The sequence below is a fragment of the Krasilnikovia sp. MM14-A1259 genome (genome assembly GCF_047159535.1).
GTDB lineage: Bacteria > Actinomycetota > Actinomycetes > Mycobacteriales > Micromonosporaceae > Actinoplanes.
In genome coordinates this window covers 135786-155750 of sequence record NZ_BAAGAJ010000002.1, presented here as the reverse complement: position 1 = coordinate 155750, position 19965 = coordinate 135786, and the positions used below count along the sequence as shown (strand labels likewise).

General features: G+C 69.8%; 20 protein-coding genes and 2 pseudogenes. 13 read left to right on the top strand and 9 right to left on the bottom strand.

Translation table 11 applies throughout. The features are described from left to right. Window positions 1-3: 3 nt before the first annotated feature. From ACMCNK_RS01145 to ACMCNK_RS01125, 5 genes are all read left to right on the top strand, one after another. Window positions 4-1287 (top strand): sensor histidine kinase, encoded by a 1284-nt coding sequence (locus ACMCNK_RS01145; protein WP_412734489.1) that lies wholly within the window; start codon window positions 4-6, stop codon window positions 1285-1287. Next, entirely contained in the window at window positions 1284-1907 is a 624-nt protein-coding gene (locus ACMCNK_RS01140; RefSeq protein ID WP_412734488.1) for a response regulator, read from the top strand. The genes ACMCNK_RS01145 and ACMCNK_RS01140 overlap by 4 nt, the downstream gene beginning before the upstream one ends. Before the next feature lie 291 nt (window positions 1908-2198). Continuing rightward, a complete protein-coding gene (locus tag ACMCNK_RS01135; RefSeq protein WP_412734487.1) occupies window positions 2199-2975 on the top strand; it encodes a DUF2127 domain-containing protein in 777 nt (258 codons plus the stop codon). 266 nt (window positions 2976-3241) lie between these two features. Beyond that, window positions 3242-4600: a PQQ-binding-like beta-propeller repeat protein gene (locus tag ACMCNK_RS01130; RefSeq protein WP_412734486.1), complete on the top strand. Its 1359-nt coding sequence runs from the start codon at window positions 3242-3244 to the stop codon at window positions 4598-4600. A 193-nt stretch (window positions 4601-4793) separates the two neighbouring features. Continuing rightward, window positions 4794-6875 (top strand): WD40 repeat domain-containing protein, encoded by a 2082-nt coding sequence (locus tag ACMCNK_RS01125; protein ID WP_412734485.1) that lies wholly within the window; start codon window positions 4794-4796, stop codon window positions 6873-6875. Between the two features lie 53 nt (window positions 6876-6928). Here ACMCNK_RS01125 and ACMCNK_RS01120 read toward each other — a convergent pair whose 3' ends face one another. Then, the gene (locus ACMCNK_RS01120; protein WP_412734484.1) at window positions 6929-7252 is read right to left on the bottom strand and encodes a hypothetical protein; all 324 of its coding nucleotides are present in this window, start codon (window positions 7250-7252) and stop codon (window positions 6929-6931) included. Window positions 7253-7361: 109 nt separating this feature from the next. Here ACMCNK_RS01120 and ACMCNK_RS01115 point away from each other — a divergent pair, with 109 nt between their 5' ends. Continuing rightward, on the top strand, window positions 7362-7778 hold the full coding sequence (locus ACMCNK_RS01115) for a WD40 repeat domain-containing protein (RefSeq protein WP_412734483.1): 417 nt from the start codon (window positions 7362-7364) through the stop codon (window positions 7776-7778). Window positions 7779-7944: 166 nt separating this feature from the next. Here ACMCNK_RS01115 and ACMCNK_RS01110 read toward each other — a convergent pair whose 3' ends face one another. From ACMCNK_RS01110 to ACMCNK_RS01100, 3 genes are all read right to left on the bottom strand, one after another. Then, window positions 7945-8469 (bottom strand): hypothetical protein, encoded by a 525-nt coding sequence (locus ACMCNK_RS01110; RefSeq protein WP_412734482.1) that lies wholly within the window; start codon window positions 8467-8469, stop codon window positions 7945-7947. 68 nt (window positions 8470-8537) lie between these two features. After that, a complete protein-coding gene (locus ACMCNK_RS01105; RefSeq protein ID WP_412734481.1) occupies window positions 8538-9182 on the bottom strand; it encodes a hypothetical protein in 645 nt (214 codons plus the stop codon). Between the two features lie 83 nt (window positions 9183-9265). Further along, a complete protein-coding gene (locus ACMCNK_RS01100; RefSeq protein ID WP_412734480.1) occupies window positions 9266-9601 on the bottom strand; it encodes a hypothetical protein in 336 nt (111 codons plus the stop codon). A gap of 270 nt (window positions 9602-9871) precedes the next feature. Here ACMCNK_RS01100 and ACMCNK_RS01095 point away from each other — a divergent pair, with 270 nt between their 5' ends. Then, window positions 9872-10822, top strand: coding sequence for an acetyltransferase (locus tag ACMCNK_RS01095; RefSeq protein WP_412734479.1), 951 nt, complete (start codon window positions 9872-9874; stop codon window positions 10820-10822). On the opposite strand, the gene ACMCNK_RS01090 is transcribed toward ACMCNK_RS01095, so the two are convergent. Beyond that, window positions 10758-11444 carry a maleylpyruvate isomerase N-terminal domain-containing protein gene (locus tag ACMCNK_RS01090; RefSeq protein WP_412734478.1) on the bottom strand — a complete coding sequence of 229 codons (687 nt, stop codon included), beginning with the start codon at window positions 11442-11444 and terminating at the stop codon, window positions 10758-10760. The two genes, ACMCNK_RS01095 and ACMCNK_RS01090, sit on opposite strands and share 65 nt — an antisense overlap. Beyond that, window positions 11441-12281 (bottom strand): annotated as a pseudogene (locus tag ACMCNK_RS01085) (DUF2332 family protein). The gene ACMCNK_RS01090 and the pseudogene ACMCNK_RS01085 overlap by 4 nt, the downstream one beginning before the upstream one ends. A 110-nt stretch (window positions 12282-12391) precedes the next feature. Here ACMCNK_RS01085 and ACMCNK_RS01080 point away from each other — a divergent pair. The 4 genes from ACMCNK_RS01080 (at window position 12392) to ACMCNK_RS01065 (ending at window position 14464) form a co-directional block, all read left to right on the top strand. Continuing rightward, the gene (locus ACMCNK_RS01080) at window positions 12392-12907 is read left to right on the top strand and encodes a hypothetical protein (RefSeq protein WP_412734477.1); all 516 of its coding nucleotides are present in this window, start codon (window positions 12392-12394) and stop codon (window positions 12905-12907) included. After that, entirely contained in the window at window positions 12901-13371 is a 471-nt protein-coding gene (locus tag ACMCNK_RS01075; protein ID WP_412734476.1) for a hypothetical protein, read from the top strand. The genes ACMCNK_RS01080 and ACMCNK_RS01075 overlap by 7 nt, the downstream gene beginning before the upstream one ends. 261 nt (window positions 13372-13632) lie before the next feature. Further along, window positions 13633-14076 (top strand): hypothetical protein, encoded by a 444-nt coding sequence (locus ACMCNK_RS01070; RefSeq protein ID WP_412734475.1) that lies wholly within the window; start codon window positions 13633-13635, stop codon window positions 14074-14076. Window positions 14077-14290: 214 nt separating this feature from the next. Beyond that, window positions 14291-14464 (top strand): hypothetical protein, encoded by a 174-nt coding sequence (locus tag ACMCNK_RS01065; RefSeq protein WP_412734474.1) that lies wholly within the window; start codon window positions 14291-14293, stop codon window positions 14462-14464. Window positions 14465-14605: 141 nt separating this feature from the next. Here ACMCNK_RS01065 and ACMCNK_RS01060 read toward each other — a convergent pair whose 3' ends face one another. Both ACMCNK_RS01060 and ACMCNK_RS01055 read right to left on the bottom strand, forming a co-directional pair. After that, on the bottom strand, window positions 14606-15472 hold the full coding sequence (locus tag ACMCNK_RS01060; RefSeq protein ID WP_412734473.1) for a hypothetical protein: 867 nt from the start codon (window positions 15470-15472) through the stop codon (window positions 14606-14608). A gap of 11 nt (window positions 15473-15483) precedes the next feature. Beyond that, complete coding sequence (locus ACMCNK_RS01055; protein WP_412734472.1) at window positions 15484-16131, bottom strand: hypothetical protein; 648 nt, start codon at window positions 16129-16131, stop codon at window positions 15484-15486. 286 nt (window positions 16132-16417) lie between these two features. Here ACMCNK_RS01055 and ACMCNK_RS01050 point away from each other — a divergent pair, with 286 nt between their 5' ends. Both ACMCNK_RS01050 and ACMCNK_RS01045 read left to right on the top strand, forming a co-directional pair. Continuing rightward, window positions 16418-16936: a hypothetical protein gene (locus tag ACMCNK_RS01050; protein ID WP_412734471.1), complete on the top strand. Its 519-nt coding sequence runs from the start codon at window positions 16418-16420 to the stop codon at window positions 16934-16936. 897 nt (window positions 16937-17833) lie between these two features. After that, a pseudogene (locus tag ACMCNK_RS01045) lies at window positions 17834-18052 on the top strand (haloacid dehalogenase); the annotation flags it as partial. Between the two features lie 23 nt (window positions 18053-18075). On the opposite strand, the gene ACMCNK_RS01040 reads toward ACMCNK_RS01045, so the two are convergent. Beyond that, a complete protein-coding gene (locus ACMCNK_RS01040; protein WP_412734470.1) occupies window positions 18076-19740 on the bottom strand; it encodes a diguanylate cyclase in 1665 nt (554 codons plus the stop codon). Window positions 19741-19965 lie beyond the last annotated feature (225 nt).

The following is a 19965-nucleotide window of genomic DNA, read 5'->3' as shown; positions in this document are numbered from 1 at the left end:
CCGGTGACCATCGAGGCCGAACTGCGTGAGGAGTTCGACCGCTGGGAGAACAAGGGAAACACGGCCCTCAAGGTCCTGCCGTACTTCCTCCTGGTGATCGGTGTCTTCGTCACCCTCCTTCAACCACTGTGGCACGAGCCGATGCAGCTCGCGACAGTGCTCGGCCTCTCCATCACGGCCGCGTTCTGGATGCTCGGGTTCCATACGCTCCACCCGGAACTGCACCAGAACCGGCCGCTGATGGCCCTGTACTACACCGGGCTCCTGCTGCAGACCGCGGGTCTGGTGGCGATCGCTCCCTGGTACGGCTTCTTCGCCTTTGTCGGCTACCCCCAAGCGTTTCAGTACCTGCATGGACGCTGGCGGTATGCCGGCGGCGCCGCCACCGCGATGATCTCCGCGGCCGCCTTCATGGGCGGCGTGGCCAGCATCAACAACGACGGGCTATGGGGTGGCTGGCTCGCTGTCGGGGCACTCTCCGCGATCCTGGCCGGCGCCCTTTTCTATTTCGTGGACATGGCGACCCACCGCAGTGACATGCAGCGCAAGGCGCTCGTCGAGGTGCGCAAGGCCAACGAGAAGCTGGAGGCCGCACTGGCGGAAAACGCCAGCCTGCACACCCAGCTGATGCTACGGGCCCGGGAGGCCGGTGTGCTCGACGAGCGGCAGCGGATCGCTCATGACATCCACGACACGCTCGCGCAGAGCCTGGCCGGCATTCTCACCCAACTTCAGGCCGCCGAGCAGAGCTTGGATGAGCCCACGACACTGCGCAGGCATCTGACGAACGCGACGAACCTCGCCCGCGAGAGCCTCACCGAGGCCCGGCGGACCGTCTACGCGGTGCAGCCGACGGTGCTCGCCGAGGCGCGTCTACCGGACGCCATCACCGAGGTGGCCAGACGGTGGTCGGAGGTCAACGTCATCGATGCAGCGCTGACAACCACCGGCGAGGTCCGGCCGATGCACACCGACATCGAGGTGGCGCTGCTGCGAACGGCCCAGGAGGCCCTGGCCAACGTCGCCAAGCACGCGCGCGCAAGCCAGGTCCGGCTGACCTTGTCATACATGAGGGACGTGGTCTCTCTCGACGTATGCGACGACGGGGTGGGCTTCGATCCGCGCGCAAACCGCGGCGCCGGTTCCCGCGACAGCGGGTTTGGCCTGCCCGGCATGCGGCAGCGCATGCAGCGGCTCGCAGGGCGGTTGGAAATCGAGTCGGAACCAGGCGGCGGTACGGCGATCTCGGCGACCGTACCCGCCATCTCGGCAGGAGGTACGGATTGATCTCGCTCTTGATCGTCGACGATCACCCCGTCGTACGGGACGGGCTGCGCGGCATGTTCAGCGCCGACCCGCGCTTCGAGGTCCTCGGCGAGGCCGGTGACGGCGCAGAGGCCGTCATCGCCGCGGAGCGGCTACGGCCCGATGTGATCCTGATGGACCTGCGGATGCCGAGAACCGACGGGGTCGCCGCGATCAAGGAACTCACCCGCCTCGGCATCCTCTCCCGGGTACTGGTACTCACCACATACGACACCGACAGCGACGTACTACCCGCCATCGAGGCCGGCGCCACGGGCTACCTGCTCAAGGACGCCCGGCAGGAGGACCTGTTCCGGGCGGTCGAGGCAGCCGCGCAAGGGCAGGCAGTATTGTCCCCCACCGTCGCGACCCGCCTGATGGGCCAGATGCGTCAACCCGCTTCGGACCCGCCGTCCCAGCGCGAGCTCGAAATCCTGCGACTGCTCGCCCAAGGCAAGAGCAACCGTGAAGCAGCGAAACTGCTCTTCATCAGCGAGGCCACGGTCAAGACCCACCTGCTACACCTCTACGCCAAGCTCGGCGTGAGCGACCGGGCGGCCGCGGTCGCCACCGGCTTCTCGCGCGGTTATCTGACTCTCTAGACAATTCGCCGGACGCCACGGATACCGGCACCCGGCAGTTGTCTCTCGCGTTCACTCACGCTCCCGTACGCACATTCCGGCGAACGCGAGCGGCGTGTCACGCAGCGGCTCATCCATCACATCGACCGCTGCCCTGCCGGGCCCGAGGCCAACTCGTCACGGCGACGGCCAACGGTGCCCTGCTGCGGCGTTTGCGGCTCGGCCACCAGCGGCACCCGAATTGCTGCGCCCAATAGATGCAGCAGGGCTGGCACGCCTCGGCGCGTGACCGCATGGTGTATCAACTGAGCTGTGGATGTGAATCTGTGGGTCTGCGGCCGTCGCGGACACCTGACGTACGCGCCGACCGAGGAGGACCTCCGCGCCCGCCTGAACGCGCAAACCGCGCTGGGCGTGGCGTGGCGTTGCCTGCGCTGCGGCGACTTCGTTCTGGGCGAGCCCCGGATGACCGGCCCGGCCGCCGACGCGCCGCTCGTGCCGCGTGGCCGGGCGCTGCGCGACACGATCATCCTGCGGCTGCTGGCCCTGGAGCGCTTCACCAAGGGCGCCCTCGTGCTCGCCGCCGGCTACGGCGTGATCCGGTTCCGCGGCAGCCGAGACGCCATCGAACGCGCGTTCCACGAGGACATCCCGCTGCTCAAGCCATTCACCGACAAGATCGGCTGGAACCTGGAGAACTCGACGATCGTGGCGACGATCCGGCACGTCGTCGAGGCCCGTTCGGACACGCTGCTCTGGGTCGCGATCGCCCTGATTGTGTACGCGGCACTGCAACTCGTCGAAGGCACCGGCCTGTGGCTCCTCAAGCGCTGGGGCGAGTACTTTGCACTGATCGCCACGTCGCTCGGGCTGCCGATCGAGATCTACGAGCTGACCGAGCGGCTGACCTGGTTCCGGGTCGCCGCGCTGGTGATCAATGTGGCAGCGGTGGTCTACCTGCTGGTGTCCAAGCGACTGTTCGGGCTGCGCGGCGGGCGTGCGGCGTACGAGGCTGAACGCCACGAGATGAGCCTGCTGGAGGTGGAACACGCGGCCGCGCGACAAGCCCCGGCCCCGGTTGCCGGGTAGTTCACCGCGCCGGGTGGTAGGGAGTCCGCACCGACCTGTCAGGACGTTGACGCACCACAGCCTCACAGCCCGACCAAACGACGGTAAGACTTTACGCCCTTCAGCCGTTCTACCCGCATCGAGGCGGCCCCGGTGCGGTCGCCGAAGATGGACCGCACGTCAACCGGTGACGTGGACGCTGCCGGCTTGCCACGCCCCTCTACCGTGTCGGAAAACTCGAATGGGGACACGGGTTGATAAAACGTACTCGGCTGGCTGCTGCCGGGATGGTGGCTGCGTTGCTGGTCGGCGCGTCGGGTGGCTGCCGACGCGAAACGGTCGCGTCGGCACCGTCCGGCGGCCGACAGGCCGTGGAGGCCGGTACCGCCAGGTGTGACTCCGCGCTGCCGGCGGCCGGGGCTGCCCAGCTTCCGGTGCTGCATCGCCGGGACCAGCAGGATTCGGACAATTTCGTCACAACTGCGGCCGCGTTCCGCGGCGACGCGCGAGTGGGCCCGGCCGCCTGGTGGGTCAGGCCGGACACCATGGGAGGCACGGTCAAGTTCGCCGGCCCGGACCGGTTGGTCATCGCGGGCCAATCGGGAGCGGCTTCCTGGACGGTCGGTGGCGTGTCCGTACGCAACCCCGCCGACCGGTGGGCGCGCGCGTCGAGTGGCGAGCTGCCGGTCGCGGGCTCGTTCGTGGAAGTCCCAGCGCCGGTCGTGGTCGGGACAACGGTCGTCACCTCCGTGCCCCAGCAGGTCCGGCACGGCGACACCACCCAGACCGTAGCCGTGGTATGTGGGATCGACGCCGCAAACGGACACGTGCGTTGGGGAACGCAGGTGCCGTTTCCCACCACCGGCTCCGACGAGAGCGTGACGCTGCTGGCCACCGGTGGGGCCGTCGTCGTCGTATTCGGTCAGGGCGCCGATCTGGTCGGGTTGACGGCAGCCACCGGCCAGATGCGGTGGCACGCGACGGTGGGCGTGCCCGCCACCGTCACCGCCTCGGGTGGCCTGCTGGTCCTGAGCCCGGTGTACGCCGAGGAATCCCGCAGCCTGGCGGAGACACGCGCGCTGGATCTGGGCGATGGTCATGTGGCATGGCGTCACCCGATGCCGACCTCAGCCAACCCGATTGAGCACCGGACGGTGGTGGCTACCGCGGCCGGTCAGCCGGTGGTCGTTCAGGAGACCGTCGACAGTGCCAATGGCACGACCCGCGACGCCAAAGTGCAGCTCATCGCGTACGGCGCCGACGGCTCCGTCCGCTGGAAGCAGGCGTCCGACCCGACCGGGCGGATCGACGCCGTGGACGACCTGCTGATCGAAACGGTTGACCGTACCGAGTCGGCGCCGCAGCAGACGACGACCCGCCGGGTCGCAGACGGTGCGGCGGTGTGGCGGGCCAGGCTGAACCAGTCGCTCGGCGACGTGGCAGCGTCGGGCACCCGGTTGTTCCTCGCCGCAGGCGACCTGCGTTCTCTGGTGGTCGTCGATCGTCACGGCGGAGCTGTCGCGACATCCCTTGCCGGGGTCATGATGAACCTGGGTAAATCGGGAATCCCGCCGGACCTGACCGTGGCGGATCAGACTCTGATGGTCACCGTGGGAGGCACCGCGGTGGGCTTCGGGTTGCGCTGAGGTACCCGCGACCTGCGCTGGCGACTACCTGCCCTCCGGTCCCCGCCGCGTGATGTCCTCGGCATTGGCCAGAGCCTCGGGTGGGATCTGGGGCTCCTTGTCCAGGCTGAGCACGACCGCATCCGCGTTGATGGTGGGAGGGCCAACTAGCCTGGTCGGCGTGGGAGCTGACCTGCCTTCAAATTCTCGTGGCGTGAGCGACCCCGCCGTCGGCACCCGCGTCGAGCAGGCCACCTGCGCCCGGTGCGTGCCCCCGACAGCGGCGCCCGGCGAGCAGAACCGCGACGGACGCGATGCCGACAGTCTGACGCGCGTGGTGGCCACGATCCGCACCCGGGGCGTGGGCGCGGCCCAGGCCGAGTTGGCCGCGATGGGACAGCCCTGGGCGGCTGATCTCGCCGGGGTGCTGGCCCGTTCGGCGCACCAGCTGGAGGCGGCCCGGGAATGGGACCTCGCGGGCCCGTCGGTAGACGGCGGTGGGCAGCTCACCCCGGCCAGCCGACGCGTCGCGGCCGACGTCCGCGACACGGTCAGCGACCTTCTGGTGAACCTGCTGTACGGCGCCGATCTGCATACCGACCGGGTCGCCGCCTCCATTGCGGCATCGGCGGCGCTGCCCCGGCTCAGGGCCCGGACGCCGCCGCGCGCCGCGCGGGGACTGCTGCGGGTCCTGCCCGCCGGTGCCGGGCAACAGAGCTGCCTGGTCGGCCCGGACGGCTTGTGGCTGGGTGTCACCGGTAATGACGGGGCGCGGATCTGGGAGGTCGCGACCGGTCGACTGCGTCTGAGCACCGACGGGTTCGCGCCGGTAGCCGCGCCGGACGGGTCCTGGCTGGCCGACCGGGCCCTACCTGGCACGGTCCGGCTGTGGCGTACCGGCGAAGCCGCGCCGCTGGCCACCATCGATGCGGCGGACGCCGGTCATGTTGCCGCCGCCGACGGCTCCTGGCTCGCGACGGCAGGCTACGACCGGACGGTACGACTGTTCGACAGTACGAGCGGGGAGCTGCGGGTCAGCCTGCCGAAGGCCGGCGCGTCCGTGTTCGCGATCCCCGGCCCGGGTACGTGGCTGGCCACCAGCCGCTGGGCCGATGTGACCATTCGCGACCCGGCCCGCGGCGAACCGCTGGCGGTGCTCCCCCACGACGACACCGCCCCGGTCTTCGTCGAGGCGGCGGCGCCGGACGGGTCGTGGCTGGTGACCGGCTGCGGGGACGGCACGCTGCGGCTGTGGGACACCGGTACCGGCGCGTTGCGGGCCGTGCTCGCCCGCGACAGCCCGTACCCGAAAGGCTGGATCGTGCCCGCCCACGGCTCGTGGCTCGCGGCGACCGTCGGCGACCAGGAGATAAGGGTCTGGGACACCGCGACCGGATCCGCGCTCGCCGTGCTCGGCCCGACATGGGACCAGACCGGTGCCGCACCGGCCACCGGTGCGTGGCTGGCCACCCCCAGCGGCCGAGACGGCCCGGCCCGGGTATGGGACCCGGACACGTGGCAGCCGATCGCCACACTGGACGGCGAGGTGCGGCACTGCCTCGCCGCCCCGGACGGTTCCTGGCTGGCCACCGCCGAGAACGACGGGCCGATCCGGTTGTGGGACGCCGATCGCTGGACGGTCCGCGCCGAGCTGGACAGTTCGGACGCGGTCACCAGCTGGGTGGCTGCCCCGGACGGCTCGTGGCTGGCCGTCCTGGACGGCTTCGCCCGCACGGTTCGGTTCTGGGACACCCGCGGTGGCGGGTCGGCGGTGTCGCGCCGCGACGACCGCCGGATGCGGACCGCCGAACGGGTGAGCTCGCCGGACGGCAGTTGGGTCGGCACGCTCGACGGCGGGCGGGTCACGCTGCGAGACAGTGCCGACGACCGGATTCTGGGCAGGGCCGGGCACTACGGGACGATGCGGCTGTGCGAAGTGGCCCCGGACGGCCGCTGGCTGGTGACGATCGGCATCCACGCCAACCAGTACGGCACGACCGCCGACATCGTCACGCTGACCCCGTACGTCGAGGACGGTGAGCGATGTCTGTCGATCGGTGAGCCCATGGAACTGATCGCCGGCGCAATCTCCGGCGCAATCTCACCGGACGGGCGGTGGCTGGCCACCACCGAGTGGCACGGCCCCGTACGGATCTGGGACACCATCACCTGGAGCTGCGTAACGATGACCTGGCTGGACGACACCGCTTGGGACTGCGGATGGCGCGCAGACCCGCCCGCGCTGTGGGTCGACACCGACGCGGGAATCAGCTGGTTCGATACCGAATGGCCCTGACCCTCGGACCGGCCCCGGGCCACGTCCCTCGCTACTGAACGGGACGGGTGCGCTCAGTCGCCCACCCGGGACCAGAAGCCGGGCTCGATACCCAGGCCGAGCAACCAACTCTTCTCACCAGTCGTGACGACCCGCTCCGCGTTGGCCTTCAGAAGCGCCAGTACGTCGTCGCTCTCGGCGCCGCCCAGCGCGGCCACGACCCGCGGCACGTCGGCGGGCTCAACCGTGATGGCGTACTCGTATTCGCAGCCGCCCCACGGGTTGTCAGGGTTGAGATCCTGGCCCTCGAAGACAAGCCTGCCGTCCCGCCTCAGTAGGGCAATGATCCCGAGCACTGACGTGCTCCAGAGGACGACCCGGCGTTCGCTCTCCACCATCCGACGATCCTACGAAAGAGCTTGAAGGGGGCCTCCGGGCCTGGCGCGCTGCAGGAGGCGCGGCGGGTAGCGGCGATCCCGGATTCCCGCGACGTCCTCATCACGTACGGTGACGAGGTCGAGCCTGGCCCATCTGTATCGCGGCGGGTGTGACGACGAAATGCTGACCAGCCAGTTCTCCGTCCCGATGCGCAGCGACCGGGTGGCCGGCGTGGCGCTTCAGGTCGCGGCCAGCCGGGACGGGAGGGTGATCGCGGCGGCGGCCGTCGATGATCTGCTGACGGCGGTAGGCACCACGGCCCGCCACGAGCCCAGCGGGGGCAACGACTTTTGGGGCGTGGCGGTGGCTCCGGACGGTGCGGTCCTCGCCAACGGGCGCGACGACGGGACGGTCGAACTGCGGGATCCGGCGTCGCTCGCCGTCCGGCGGACGCTGTCCGGCCTGACCGCATCAGTGCTTGCCATGAGTTTCTCGCCGGACGGGCGCTTCTTGGCGGCGAGCGACGACGTTTGGGGCTGCGGCTGACTGGTATCAATCGCTATGGCCGCGCCGATCAGGACCCGCGGCCTGGGCATCACCAAGACCGCCGCCAGTCGGAGGAAGCCTCAACGAAGCAGCAGCTCCAGTTGCCCATGAAGTCGATGGCCGGGAAGCGACGTCGGACGTGTGTGGGCGATGCGCGGACCTCGCGTCAGCTGTCGGTACCCCGGGTCGATGCTCGGGTCCAGCCCCGCAGAACGAGCAGTCCCACGGCGAGGCCGAGCAGCACCGCCGGCCCGCCGTAGCGGAAGGCGGCATCGGGTGGCTGCGTCTGATCGGGTGTGGTCAACGAACTGTGCAGCCACGCGACACCCAGCGACGTCCAGGCGAGATCGGCGACGAAGTGCGGAACTGAGAGCACATCGACGCGCAGGACCACCTGGCGGGTGCTCACTGTGTACGCGGTCCGAGTGATTCGGCTGACCAGCCATGCCACCAGCAGCAGCCCGCCGAGGAACATCAACAACCGTAGGAGAACCCCGTCGCGGTCTCCCCGTATCGTCGAGACGATCGCGCCCTCGAGTGCCAACGTGGCGAACATCTGAATGGCAACGCCGGTCAGCGCCCCGAGGATGTTGCCGACGGCGGACCAGACCGGCCCGGAGACATCGCCGGGTATGCCCAGGTTTCGGCGGAACAGGGCACGAAGCCGATCCTTGAGCCGGTCCAGGGTCACGGCGGTACCGTACCGGCCGTCGACACATTGCCGGGATCTCCGTGGAGAGCTGAACTGCTGTCGTGCCTTCACGCGCCGATGAGGTCGCAGGCACGCGCCAGGTCGTCCGCCCAGGGTGTGTCGTGCTCGCGCTCAAACGCGCAGTACAGCCGGGCGCGTACGGCCTCGCGGTGTAGCCAGGCCTTCTCGGCGGGCGCCCGCCGGCCCGCGAAGGCGCACCGCGTCACGAGGTCGGCCAAGTGGCGGTCCGCAGACGAACCGGAGGTTGCGTCCCAGGCGTCGAGGAACCGGCTGACGCTCTCGCCGGTGGCGGCGGCCGCGTCGAGGAAGGTGGCCGCGTCAGCGAAGCACCTGACCCGCGACGGGTACTCCGCCAGCAGGGATCGCCAAACACTGTCGAGGTAACCGTGGACGGCGTCTTGCTCGGCTTCGGGCCAGGTGCGCCATTGCTCCTGCGGCAGCTTGGCCAGGACGATGGCCGGATCGAGCCCGCCGGAGGTGACCAGTCGCTCCAGCAGAACGGGCAGGAGAGCCTTGACATCGTCACGGTCGCCGACCGTATTGCCCAGCCGGATGGTCAGCGAGAACAGGTTCCCTTCATCGACGGGAACCTGGGGCCGGCAGTGCGGACAACCCTCGAGGACCGCCCGGCGCGGGTAATGGACGAAGGCTTCCCGGACTCGCGCCACCGCCGCCGCCAACTCGTCGTCCATCCGCGCAGTGTCGCATGTGGCGGGGTATCCGACGTCCGCGACCGACACCAGAGCATCCGCTCATGCCGCGGCCCGAGAACCGGTCAGCACCATCGGCAGCCGCGCGCTCCGCAGCGGTACCGGATCACGGTATCGGTGAACTGTGGCGCCTCAGCCAATGACTCACGGGCGCCTGCACCGATGTCGTTGCCATGCAGATTCAGCCCGGTCAGGCGCAGGCGATCGGCCGATTCCAGCTGGCGGGCGAGACCGTCGCCGAGCTGGTTGTTCACCAGGCTCAACCTGATCAACCGCAAGACCAGCGGAGACTGCAGCAGCAGGACGGTCTGCTCGAGGCTGAAGTCGCGGCCCGGCTCGAGGCTGCGCAAGGCGGGCAGATGCCGGGTGTTCACGAGCAGGTCGAGCTCGTCGGTCGTCATGCCATTCGGTCCATCTACATCGGATGCGAGCAAGCAGCGTGGTGCGATGCGTGATGCTCGATCACGATGTCCACGAACTTCACTTCGCGAACGCAGGTTCGTTCGCCTTCCGGCACGGAGTTGCGGGTTGGCGAGGGCATCGCGTAGTTTCTGCGGCACGCCGTCGAGCCGAGAGGAGGTCAGAACAATGTCCGATGTTCTGCGCCCCCTCCGCGTGCCGGCGTACACGTGGATCTGACCCGGGGCGTTCGCCTTCCGGAGGATCCACTCATGACCGCGATTGTCATCCGTCCGCTCGTCGCGGGCGAGGAACAGCTGTTCGACTCCATGCCCGACCCGCTCCCCCAGCTGCGCCACGTCGGCTACGCCGACGGAATCGCTGCCGGCGGCTACCGCCCCGAGCGCACCTGGGTCGCGCTCCAGGCCGGCCAGGTGGTCGGCCGGGCGGCGTGGGCTCTGCCGCCGGGTGCGGTCGGCGCGCCGTGGCTGGACAGATTCGACCTGGTCGCCGAACCTGAGGTCGGCGCCGCGCTGCTCCACGCCGCTCACGAAGCGCTCGGCGGCTCCACCGTGTACTACGCTGCGGTGCCAGCCCACTGGCGGCGCCGACCCGACGTACGCTCGGTGGTCATGGCGCCGATGGCGGCGGCCAGGCTGGCCGGGTTGGTCGAGCGCGGAGAGCGGCTCCGTTGCACCTGGGCGGGTACGCCCTTGCCCGCGCCCTCCGGCCGATACACCTTCCGCCCGGCGGACGATGCGGCGGAGATCAACGCCCTGGTTGCCCGAATCACCGCGCCTGACGTCCTGACCGGCCAGGAGGCCGCACGGACGGTCGCCGGAGTGGATCTGGCCACCGACCCGCTCGCCTGGCTGACCGGCCCACCCGGTCATTGGCGCATCGCGCTCGACGGCGCAGAGCCCGTTGGCCTGGCCGGCACCGCCGGACAAGCTTGCTATCCGCTGCTGGCATACCTCGGGCTGCTCGAGCAGGCCGTCCGCGGCGACCTGCTGGCCGATGCGGTCCGGGTACTGGCGTCAGACGGCGCCCGTGAGGTGGTCGCCGATGTCGATGCCTTCCGTGTGACCGTGCTGGCGGAACTGGAACGCACCGGATTCCGGCAGGTGCGGGCGCGGGTTGTCTTCGAACCGCCCGCGCTCAGCCGAATGCGAGGGCCCCGCGTAGCCCGGCCCTTGCCAGATCGGCCGAATCCTCCGAGGTGACCGGCGTGCGGCCGGTGGTCTTGCGGAGCAGCGTCACCGGGTCCCATCCGAGCATGCTGACCGCGGACTTCCAGTCCGGGCCGAAGAGTAGCTGCTGGAGCTGGTGCGCGGCGGCTGCCGTCAGCCATGGCCGTTCGTGCAGCGCGTCGGCGACGTCGAGACCGTGGACGGCCAGCTCGACCACGCGGGTGGTGAGGAAGTCCGTCAACAGCATCGCATCGCCGTGCCGGGTCTGCACGACCCGGCCGGGGCGTTCGCGGCTGCAGGCCGTGACCACGGCGGTCACTGTCGCCGACAGGCCCTGCACGACCGTGGCCGGGTCGAGACCGGCCGCGCGGTCCCGCGCTGTCTCCACCCGGGTGGCGTTGGCCGTGTCGCTGAAGCGGTGGTCGGGTCTGTAGTAGCCGGTGGCGGTCGTATCCGGCTGTGGGGGTGCTGGCGCGCCAATCATGTCCGGTACGCGTGCCAGCACCGTGATCACATGGCCCACGACGTCGCGGACCCGCCACGGTGGGCAACGGGTGGCTCGTTCCCAATCCGACGGGGTGAGATCGCCCAGCGCGGCGAGGAGAGCGTCAGCCTCGGCCCGGAACGCGAGGAGCGCACGGTCGTTGCCCGTCACGCGAACCATGCCATCGCCTGCCCGTGGCCCCGGGTCCAGGCCAGCGGCACGCCGTCAAGCGCGAGCACGTTGTGCAGCGTCTGGGTTGGTGCGGGCGGGAGGTCGTCGTGGGGCAGCACGTCCGGGCCTTCGACCGAGATCCAGTGCCCGGGAAGGCCACGTACCAGGTCGGTGAACGCGCGGCAGCGCACGGCCGGCACTTGATACAGCACCGAGGTGTGGAACACGACCAGGGTCGCGTCCGCCGGCGCCCGTGCTGCCAGGGCCGGAAGGTCGTCGACGAGATCGCCGCGCACGAGCACAGGTGGGTCCGCGGCGGCGACGGCGGCCGCGGCGTGAAGGCGTTCGCGGCGATGGTGGTGTTCTGGCCAGATGAGTGCCTCCAGCCAGGAGACGTCGGCGGGGTTGGTGACCTGCAGCGGGTTCAGGTCCAGGCCGGCCCGCCACACCACGTCGGGTAGCCTGGTCCGGTGGGACGGTCCCGGTGAGCGCGCAGTCGAGGACCGGGCCCTCCGTGCCGATTTCGTGGTCGCCGTACCGGTAGCTGTAGCGGTCGGGGTAGAGGCCCAGTCCGGCGGCGGCACCGACTTCCAGCAGGGCGAGAGGCTGCGGCAGGGCGGCCAGCACAGGCAGCAGCAGCGCGCAGCGCCCAGCCTCGTTGGTCTGGACGGCTCGGGTACGCAGTTTCGCCTCGACCGTCGGCCAGTTCGCCACGGTGAAGTCGCGGAACGCGGCCGGGTCGTCCACCGGGCCATGCGGAATCGGCGTGGGTCGCGAAGGTATGGGTGCTCGCACCTCGGTGCCTGCGACGCTCACAGCATTTAGCCTGATGGTCATGAGCAGCGTCGACGCACGATCTGGCCGCCCACGGACGGGGCTGTCGGGCTCGCCCTCGACCGTCGGACACCGGCGACGACCTCGACAGCCGCAAGTAGCAAGGAGTCGCTGTGCAAATTTCTGATCGGAAGGCGATCAAGCGTGGCATGGTGATCGCCGGTGTTCTCTGGCTCGGCCTGGCCGGCGAGATCCTCATCAGCAATGTGGTGCTCCCCTCGAAGACCGACGGCGACGCTATCTCCGTTGGGGTCTCGTACCTGTGTGTCTTCGCGGCGTTGTTCCTGACCGGGACGCTCGCGGCTCGCGACGGCGCCGGCCGCAAGGGTCGGATCCTGGCCGGTCTCCTCGCGGGTTCGATGATCGGCGCACTGACCGTCGCCACCTTCGTGGTCGTTGACAATGTCTGGCTCGACATCGTCGCCCAGCAGTCGGCGAAAATCGACGGATTCGCCCATAGTAATGCTGGTTCCATGAGGGAGTACATCAACCACGAACTGGTCGGACCGGCCGTGTTCCTCACTGTCGGGCTGGGGATTCTCGGCGCGGCCTTGAGCTGGGCCGGGGGGCTCATCGGCAGATTGTCGCGGTCGGGGCAGCTATCGATCGGTGGTCGTCGGTCGTGCTGAGGATGATCGCGCCAGCGCTGCGGGCCGCAGTGGCCGTGGCTGCCGGGTGGACCGCCCTCGTGCTCGCCGTCCCGGCAATCGCGATCGGTAAACAGCACGGCGCTGGGCGCCATCCTCGTGGCCATCCCGGCGGTGGCCGGGCGCGGCCGCGCCGGGCCGGCCATCGGCTGCTGCCCCTTGCGTTGATCGTCTCGGCCAGCACCTCCCTGCTGATCTTCCTGGTGATCGCGTGTGTGCTGCCGACGGTTCCGGGGTTTGTCAGCAACAGCCACCCACCGGTCCACACCCAGGTGACACGCCTGGTCGATCCGGTCGCCGAGTTCGACATCCCCGTCCTGCTCGCCGCGGCCCTCGGCATTTACCTGCTGTGCACCCGGATCCGGACCTACCAGACCATCGCGCGAGAGCAAGGTCTGACTCGCGTCGCTAACCCGCACGGCATGATCGTCGAACGCCCGGCCTGAGGCACCCTGTGGTCGTCGCGCAGGTATCTCCGCCCCTCGTGGATCCCATCGTTCACCAGCGTCCGCCGCCCGGACGTCCTCTCACGCCGCGCGCGTCCGACCGGCGAAAATCCGATCTTGAAGTTCAAGGACGGTCACTCACCGCGCCGCGCAGCTCGATCACATCGTCGGATTACATCCGCCGGATCGGATCTGTCGGATTGCACCCGCCACGGACACGAAAGCCGAATCCTGTCGGCCGAGCCCTGACATGATCCGAGGATGCGTATCACCACGATCGCGACTCTCTTGCTGGTCCTGCCGCTCCTCGGCTGCACCGCCAATCCCAGCGAATCACCTACAGGGCACCCATCGCCGCAGGCGAGTACTGTCACACCGGTAAAGCCGCCGTCATCGGTCCCTGACGAACTCGCTCGTTACGAGTTCGACGGCACCTTCAGCACCAGCACGCACTCCACGAAGGCGGCGAAAGCTGGAACCGAATACGCGCTCAAGGCCGCCTGCGCGGGCTCGAATAAGGCCACCTTTACCGTGAGCCATGCTGGCACCACCACAATCGCCAGCATCACGATCCCTTGCGACGGCGCCCCCCATCTCGACGGCGTGGGCACATCGTTGCCCGGCCCACCGGTCCAGGTCAACATGGACATCCAGGGTGTGTCCAGCGCCTGGGCCATCCTCGCTCCCGCCGATGCGCTCGGCTAACTCAGGGGCGGGGAGAAGGTCCTCTCCTTCACCGCGTGCGCAGACCTCAGGCTCGAACCTCCGACCGCGCACCGGCGTGATCCGGCGCGGCCTCGCCGGACCTGCCTGCCAGTGCGCCGCTGTCGACTTGATGCCTCGGCACCGATCGGCATGGATGTGGGTGCGGTGCTCAGAGCACCGGGCACCGAACCCATCACGACCAGGAGGAACCACGATGACCACCCCCGCACCCGGATGGCGCATCATCGAGATCAGCGACGAGGTGTTCGACATCCTCGCCCGCACCGCCAAGGCCCGAGGCGCCGACTTCGATGGCGCGCTGCGCTACCTGATGCAAGTCCCGACGGTCCCGACCACCCGCCCCGACGACGGGGACGGCGACGAGTGAGCTGACGAGGCGGGGCGCCGCCGACTACCACGTCCGGCGGCGCCTCGCGTCCGTCATCCGGCCACGCGTCTGCAGCAAACAGCAGGCAGACCAGGCGGGCGGCGCGCACGCGCCCCGCCCAGCTTCCCGGGGCCGCGGGAATCAGAGGCTGAGAATGCGGTGCAGGATGTCGCGGTAGCCGCGGAGCTGTACCCGCAGCGCCTCGGTGTCGTCGCTCTCGCCTCCGAGGCTGTCCTTGCGCGACCGCAGGCCGGCGGTGAGCTTGTCGACGGCCTCCTCGACCAGCGCGGCGGCCTCGGCCGTGACCTCCTTCGGGCTGTCGACGAAGCGGAGCTGCACTTCGCGCCACCGTTCCTGCAGGCCCTGCGTGTCGGCAGCGGCGAACAAGGAGTCCGGCTGGTCTGCGGCGGGCACGGTCACCGGGGCCACCTCCCTCGCGTCCTCAGGGCCGACCTCGTCATCGGGCGCCGGCGCCGGGGCGGGATCGTGGTCGCCGTCGGCGTCCTTGGCCTGCGGGTGCTCGGGGGTGCCGCGGTCGTCGAGCGCCACGCCGGTCGGGTCCTCGTCCGAGCTTCCGGTGGTGTCGGGCGGATAGGTGGTCGTGTTGGACTCCGACGGCGACTCGACCACCCCTTCACCTCGTGCGACGCTGCGGTCGTCGGCCGCGCCGGCGGCGGCGTCGGTATCCCGATCCGTGGCGTCCCTGCGATGGTCGATCGGGTTCGCCGTCGCGGACGCGGCGACCGCGCCTCCCCCGGTGGAGGCGGCGTAGGTGGTCGGCTGCGGGCCGGGCTCGGGGAACTGGGTGCGGTCGGGGTCGTCCTCCCGGTCCGGACCCGGGCGGTCCCGGCCGGCGCTGTCGCGCGCCTCGTCCGCCGGGGCGTCGGACCAGGGCGAGGAGGGCCGCTGGCCCGGCACCGCCACAGGCTCGGACTGCACCCGCTCCGGGCGCTCGCCAGGCGCTGCGTCGTCGGTGGACTCGCGGGCGTCATTGGTGAAGAAACGCATCGTCGGACTCCTCAGCGGCTCGTGGCGTCGCGACGGGGAACCGCGACGTCGCTGTCGTGGTCATCGGTCTTCTGGGACGGGACGTCCGGCTCGGTGCCCGGGGCGGCGCCCTCGGACCGCACCGGGTTCTCGCCGAGCAGGTCCGCGAACAGGGCGCGGTAGTGCACCAGGGCCTGACGGAGATCCTCGGTCTCCGCCTCGCCGATGCGGGAGCGTTCGCTGATCGCGTGGGCGTCGCGGTAGTGCCCGAGTGTGCGCGCGTGCGCGACGGACAGGGTGGCGAGCTGCTCGTCGTAGTCACCGGTGGGGTAGCCGCGTTCGGCGATCAGCCGGGTCACCAGCTCGTCGGCCGTCGCGACGGCCTGCTCGGGCGCGTCCACGAACTGGATTTGCACTTCTTCCCACGCGGCCGAGTAGCGCGCCTTGTTCTGCGCCGACAGCGCCTTGAGCTCGAGCCCGGCGTGCCGCTTGCGGCGCTCCTCGAGCTCCCGCTCGCCCGCCGTACGGCTGTCCGCGTCGCCGACGACACGGTCGTACTCGGGTCCGAAGGTCTTCTGCAGCCTCCTGCGGCGGCTGGCGTGTACGCCGAACACGATCGCGGCGATCACCAGCAACACGACGACGACGACGACGAGAATGATCACGAGAGTGGGGGACATTGGGGTGCCTCCTTCTTCGTCCGCTGGTATTCCCACCCAGCCAGGGTCGTCAATCCTCCGGGCCGGATGTGCCTGCATTTGAGCCGTTCCAGAACACCTGAAGGCAGGCCCGGCCGGCCTCACCGACATCAGCCTCGCGGGTTGGTTGCGGCGAGGGCGTTGGGGAGCCGCGACTCGTTCACGGTCGACCGCTCCCCCGCCCCGCCGGCCGTCGTCGTTGCCGTCAGCGGGCGGTACCGTGGCGCGGGCCGGAGGTCCTGCGTGGGTGGAGGCGACAGTGGGGAACGTGGGTCGGAGGTTCGAGGTCGCAGATGACTCGGGTTTCCTGGCGCTGCTCGACCAGCACGCGTATCAGGGCTTCGTGGACCCGGACTGGACATATGACACGATCTTTGCTCACTTTCGGACCGCCATGGCCAAGCGGTCGCTTCTCCTGTGGGGAACGGGCCGTGGGGATATCTGGACGGTCGATATCGTGGTAGGTAAGGCAGCGCCGCTGACGGGATTCCGGCGCGTCACTGGACCGATACGGGTCTCGGCCGGTCAACTGCATTTGACGAACTACGAGTCCCTCACGATGGCCGCCATGGATCGCGACCTTCGGCTTCCTGAGCTACACCAGCGAGACCAGGTGCTCGCCCTTCCATCCGGCGTGTACTGCTGCGAAATCGTGCAAGTAATAGATCCAGATGGTGACCTGGACGGGCCGGACGACGAACCGCGGACTGGGCCGGACTTCGTCATCGCGCTCAGGGCTGGTCAAGAGGTCGAGGCATGGCCGGACCCTGCCTGGCATGACGGCTAGCAGGACGATCGGTTAGCCGACCGAGTGCCCATCTGCCGAAGGGATCCCGGGCGCGAGTTCAGTACCTGCCTGAAATCGGAAGGTCGGCGGTTCGACCCCGCCCCAGGCCACCACCGCCCGAGCGGGCTTCTGAAGCGCCGATCAGCGGAAACGCAGGTCGGCGCTTTGTCATTCCGGAATCGTTTGCCCTGTGCTGACCCCCGATGACCCAAGATTCCCGCTCGCGGTGGTGACGGGCGGGCCCCATCTCTGTCGAAGATCCCCGCCGGAGGAAGGGGCCTGACCGCCCGGTGGAGTCGGTGGTGTGTGACATCAACCTAAGATCGCCGCGTGAAGCAGCCTCCCCGCCCCCGGCCACTGTCTGCGCTGGCCATGGGGCTGTGGTTGCTCGCCGCGGGCTGGGCGCTGTGGCGGCATGGCCGGCGATGGCGTTGCTGAAGGGCTGATCACGTGGACGTCGGCAGGTGGGTTGATCGTCTGGTTGCTCGCGGTGCCGAGAGCGGACGGCTACACCTGCTCACACCAGCTCGACGGGGTGTTCCCGGGGCCGGACACCGTGGCGGGCTACGAACCGGTGATGGCCGTCATCTACGAGAGCATCCGGCGGGAGGCCGTGCCGTTCCTGGACCGCTACGGAGACGTCGACCGCTTCCTGGCCCACCAGAGGGAGCGGAAGTCCGGCTGGCCGAGCGTGCTCTCGGCCCGGACGGCGCCCGCGAAGCCCTCGCCCGCAACACGACCGAGACCGCGGCCAAGGTGGCCCTGCCGCACGACATGTAGCAGCCCTGGACAGCACTGCCAGTCCGGGCGCGCCGTTGAGCGACGACATCTGCCCCGCCTCCGACGGGCAGCGCCCGATGCCAGCCGCGATCGGTGAAGAGTCAGGCTCGTTCCACAATTCGAGCTGTCGTCTTCGATGTCGGCGAGTGTCTGCTCACCGAGGCCCGCGAGTAGGGGACGTGGGCGGACTGGCTGGATGTACCTCGGCACACGTTCTCGTCCGTGTTCGGTGCCGTGATCGCGCAGGGCCGGGACTACCGGGAAACGTTCCAGGTGTTTCGGCCGGGATTCGACCCTGACTCAGATAGGCGGCGAGCGGGACGTCGCCCCCGGTCGGGCCGCCGGTCCCGAGGCGCACCTCAGAGGTGGGTCGGCTCGCCGTCACCACCCGCAGCGCCGCTCGGCGCGGCGCACTGATCCGAGTCGGCGATCGTACGATCGCGCCCGGAGCCCTTGGCGAGGTAGAGGTTCGCGTCGGCGCGTCGCAGCAGGCTCGCCTGGCCATCACCGGCCCGGCTGGTGGTCACGCCGATGCTCGCGCTCACCGGCACCGCTCCGGTGATCGGGCGCCAGTCGTACTCCCGCACGGCCCGGCGAAGTTCCTCCAGCCGGGCGAAGGCCCGGTCGGCGTCGGTGCCTGGTAGCACGAGCAGGAACTCTTCGCCACCCAGGCGGGCGGCGAAGCCGGTCGACGAGCGACGTCCCGCCAGCGGGGCGAGGCCGTCCGTGGGCTGGCCGACGACATCGGCCAGCAGCGCGGACACCACCTGGAGTACCTTGTCACCGACCTCGTGCGAACACGTGTCGTTGATCCTCTTGAAGTGGTCGAGGTCGACCAGCGCCACCGACAGCAGGGTCCGGCTGGCGGTGGCGCCATCGAGTAGCAGGGGCAGCTCGGCGTCGACGAAGCGGCGGTTGTACAGGCCGGTGAGCGGATCGCTCAGGGCCTGCGCGAGGGCGCGCCGCCCCGCACGGCGGGCCTCGTTCGCTTCGTAGATCGCCTGCATCGTCTGGGCACGCGCGTCGCGCTCGGCGGAGTACTGCGCCATCGCGGCGGCGTGGTACGCCTTGAAGCAGGCGAACGCCTCGGCGAGCAGCCCCAGAGCGGCGAGGATTTCAGCCTCCTCCCGCTGCGTCTGCACCAGGACGCCGGCCAGACCTCGCTGCTGGCACAGCTGCCGGCAGACCGTCAGCGTCGCTCGTGCCGCGTCGAGGTCACCCAGCCCCCGGTAGGCCTCAGTCAAGGTCAGAAGGCCGTCGGCTCGGGAGTCGATCTCCTCGTGCTGCCGCGCGTAGGCGTCGTCGAGGACCGGCTGCAGCACCTCCACCGCGTCGGCGTACCGGCCGACTTGCAGCCACACCCGCGCCGCGGTGTCGAGACTGTTGTAGTCGAGGCTGAGCCGGTGCTCCGCGGCGAGACTCCGCACGGCGTCGACGGCGCGCAGCGCGGCGTCGGTGTCGCCAGCCTCGTATTCGGTGTAGGCGATGTTGTTCCACACCAGGATCCGGTCCCGGACCCGGTCGGTCGCCGCGACCAGGGCCTGGGCGTCTGCGTACCGCATGCGCGCGGACGGCACGTCTCCGCTGTCGGCAAGCGCGTCCGCCAACGTCATCGTGCACCGGAACCGCAGAACGTCGACGGCCTGGTCGCCCAGGGCCTCGATCGCCTCCATGCTCTTAACTGCGTGTTCCAGCGCCAGCGGGAAGTCGCCGAGCTGCCCGAAGAACAGCGACAGCCGGCGGTGGCTGAGTGCCAGCAGGTGCGTGTCGCCCCGCGCGATCGCCCAGCGGTTGACCTTACGGAAGATGCGGCCGCTGGCCGGGGTCTGGCCCCTACGGCCGAGCACGTCACCCTGCACCAGTTGGCCACGCATCTGCAGGTCGGTCCGGCCCAGTCGACGGGCCGCCGCTTCAATCCGGCGAGCCGCCGCGAGGGTCTCCGCAAGATTGCCGTCATAGCGGGACCGGTGCTCCATCGCGCTGAGTTGAGCTGCCAGGTCTTCCGCCGCGCCGTCACCCGTCACGATTGTCACTCCCGCCCCGTCCAGTGCCCGCCCCTGGACGGCGCACTCCGCACAGACCGATCGGCGCGTCTCGCGGGTACTTGAGTGGCGACGCACCCGTGCGGGCGCTCACGCCTTCACATGACCACGACCGTCCCGGACAGCGGGTGGGGTTGCGGCCCCCGCGGACGTGAGCAGATGTGCGTCGTGGCCGACGGTGCCGAGGCTCGCGTTGTGCCCGCCGGG

Excerpts from the sequence above, each read along its gene's own strand:
- ACMCNK_RS01105 (WP_412734481.1), bottom strand. The coding sequence starts at position 9,182 with ATGGACGACGAGTTGGCGGCGGCGGTGGCGCGAGTCCGGGAAGCCTTC.
- ACMCNK_RS01095 (WP_412734479.1), top strand. The coding sequence starts at position 9,872 with ATGACCGCGATTGTCATCCGTCCGCTCGTCGCGGGCGAGGAACAGCTG.
- ACMCNK_RS01060 (WP_412734473.1), bottom strand. The coding sequence starts at position 15,472 with ATGCGTTTCTTCACCAATGACGCCCGCGAGTCCACCGACGACGCAGCG.
- ACMCNK_RS01120 (WP_412734484.1), bottom strand. The coding sequence starts at position 7,252 with ATGGTGGAGAGCGAACGCCGGGTCGTCCTCTGGAGCACGTCAGTGCTC.
- ACMCNK_RS01100 (WP_412734480.1), bottom strand. The coding sequence starts at position 9,601 with ATGACGACCGACGAGCTCGACCTGCTCGTGAACACCCGGCATCTGCCC.
- ACMCNK_RS01065 (WP_412734474.1), top strand. The coding sequence starts at position 14,291 with ATGACCACCCCCGCACCCGGATGGCGCATCATCGAGATCAGCGACGAG.
- ACMCNK_RS01055 (WP_412734472.1), bottom strand. The coding sequence starts at position 16,131 with ATGTCCCCCACTCTCGTGATCATTCTCGTCGTCGTCGTCGTCGTGTTG.
- ACMCNK_RS01130 (WP_412734486.1), top strand. The coding sequence starts at position 3,242 with ATGGTGGCTGCGTTGCTGGTCGGCGCGTCGGGTGGCTGCCGACGCGAA.
- ACMCNK_RS01070 (WP_412734475.1), top strand. The coding sequence starts at position 13,633 with ATGCGTATCACCACGATCGCGACTCTCTTGCTGGTCCTGCCGCTCCTC.